Origin of the sequence: Streptomyces sp. NPDC057438 (genome assembly GCF_042802995.1) — a bacterium.
Classification (GTDB): Bacteria; Actinomycetota; Actinomycetes; order Streptomycetales; family Streptomycetaceae; genus Streptomyces.
In genome coordinates, this window is sequence record NZ_JBHVDD010000175.1 from 1 (window position 1) to 2480 (window position 2480).

Consider the following 2480-nt stretch of genomic DNA (forward strand, 5'->3'; position numbering starts at 1 on the left):
ACATTCACGGAGAGTTTGATCCTGGCTCAGGACGAACGCTGGCGGCGTGCTTAACACATGCAAGTCGAACGATGAACCACTTCGGTGGGGATTAGTGGCGAACGGGTGAGTAACACGTGGGCAATCTGCCCTTCACTCTGGGACAAGCCCTGGAAACGGGGTCTAATACCGGATACGACACTCTCGGGCATCCGATGAGTGTGGAAAGCTCCGGCGGTGAAGGATGAGCCCGCGGCCTATCAGCTTGTTGGTGAGGTAACGGCTCACCAAGGCGACGACGGGTAGCCGGCCTGAGAGGGCGACCGGCCACACTGGGACTGAGACACGGCCCAGACTCCTACGGGAGGCAGCAGTGGGGAATATTGCACAATGGGCGAAAGCCTGATGCAGCGACGCCGCGTGAGGGATGACGGCCTTCGGGTTGTAAACCTCTTTCAGCAGGGAAGAAGCGAGAGTGACGGTACCTGCAGAAGAAGCGCCGGCTAACTACGTGCCAGCAGCCGCGGTAATACGTAGGGCGCGAGCGTTGTCCGGAATTATTGGGCGTAAAGAGCTCGTAGGCGGTCTGTCGCGTCGGATGTGAAAGCCCGGGGCTTAACCCCGGGTCTGCATTCGATACGGGCAGACTAGAGTGTGGTAGGGGAGATCGGAATTCCTGGTGTAGCGGTGAAATGCGCAGATATCAGGAGGAACACCGGTGGCGAAGGCGGATCTCTGGGCCATTACTGACGCTGAGGAGCGAAAGCGTGGGGAGCGAACAGGATTAGATACCCTGGTAGTCCACGCCGTAAACGGTGGGAACTAGGTGTTGGCGACATTCCACGTCGTCGGTGCCGCAGCTAACGCATTAAGTTCCCCGCCTGGGGAGTACGGCCGCAAGGCTAAAACTCAAAGGAATTGACGGGGGCCCGCACAAGCAGCGGAGCATGTGGCTTAATTCGACGCAACGCGAAGAACCTTACCAAGGCTTGACATACACCGGAAACGGCCAGAGATGGTCGCCCCCTTGTGGTCGGTGTACAGGTGGTGCATGGCTGTCGTCAGCTCGTGTCGTGAGATGTTGGGTTAAGTCCCGCAACGAGCGCAACCCTTGTTCTGTGTTGCCAGCATGCCCTTCGGGGTGATGGGGACTCACAGGAGACTGCCGGGGTCAACTCGGAGGAAGGTGGGGACGACGTCAAGTCATCATGCCCCTTATGTCTTGGGCTGCACACGTGCTACAATGGCAGGTACAATGAGCTGCGAAGCCGTGAGGCGGAGCGAATCTCAAAAAGCCTGTCTCAGTTCGGATTGGGGTCTGCAACTCGACCCCATGAAGTCGGAGTTGCTAGTAATCGCAGATCAGCATTGCTGCGGTGAATACGTTCCCGGGCCTTGTACACACCGCCCGTCACGTCACGAAAGTCGGTAACACCCGAAGCCGGTGGCCCAACCCGTAAGGGAGGGAGCTGTCGAAGGTGGGACTGGCGATTGGGACGAAGTCGTAACAAGGTAGCCGTACCGGAAGGTGCGGCTGGATCACCTCCTTTCTAAGGAGCACTTCTACCGATCCCTACGGGGTGAGGTCAGAGGCCAGTACATCAGCGAATGTCTGATGCTGGTTAGCTCATGGGTGGAACGTTGATTATTCGGCACTCTCAGTCATCTCGGGCTGCCAGTACTGCTCTTCGGAGCGTGGAACGCTGATCATGAGTGGCGAGGGTGTCGGGCACGCTGTTGGGTGTCTGAGGGTATGGCCGTTCAGGTTGCCTTCAGTGCCGGCCCCAGTGAACTCCGGTGGTTATCCGGGGGTGATGGGTGGTTGGTCGTTGTTTGAGAACTGCACAGTGGACGCGAGCATCTGTGGCCAAGTTTTTAAGGGCGCACGGTGGATGCCTTGGCACCAGGAACCGATGAAGGACGTGGGAGGCCACGATAGGCCCCGGGGAGTCGTCAACCAGGCTTTGATCCGGGGGTGTCCGAATGGGGAAACCCGGCAGTCGTCATGGGCTGTCACCCTTGCCTGAACACATAGGGCAAGTGGAGGGAACGCGGGGAAGTGAAACATCTCAGTACCCGCAGGAAGAGAAAACAACCGTGATTCCGGGAGTAGTGGCGAGCGAAACCGGATGAGGCCAAACCGTATGCGTGTGAGACCCGGCAGGGGTTGCGTATACGGGGTTGTGGGATCTCTCTTTCACAGTCTGCCGGCTGTGAGACGAGTCAGAAACCGTTGATGTAGGCGAAGGACATGCGAAAGGTCCGGCGTAGAGGGTAAGACCCCCGTAGCTGAAACATTGACGGCTCGTTTGAGAGACACCCAAGTAGCACGGGGCCCGAGAAATCCCGTGTGAATCTGGCGGGACCACCCGCTAAGCCTAAATATTCCCTGGTGACCGATAGCGGATAGTACCGTGAGGGAATGGTGAAAAGTACCGCGGGAGCGGAGTGAAATAGTACCTGAAACCGTGTGCCTACAAGCCGTGGGAGCGTCGGACGTA

General features: G+C 58.2%; 2 rRNA genes (1 of these 2 running past the window's edge). Both read left to right on the forward strand.

The window, feature by feature from the left end:
* Positions 1-3 precede the first annotated feature (3 nt).
* A 16S ribosomal RNA gene (locus tag ACFU5F_RS41975) occupies positions 4-1529 on the forward strand.
* 315 nt (positions 1530-1844) lie between these two features.
* Positions 1845-2480 (forward strand): 23S ribosomal RNA (locus ACFU5F_RS41980) (it continues 2564 nt past the right edge of the window).
* Together the 16S and 23S rRNA genes form the textbook arrangement of a ribosomal RNA operon.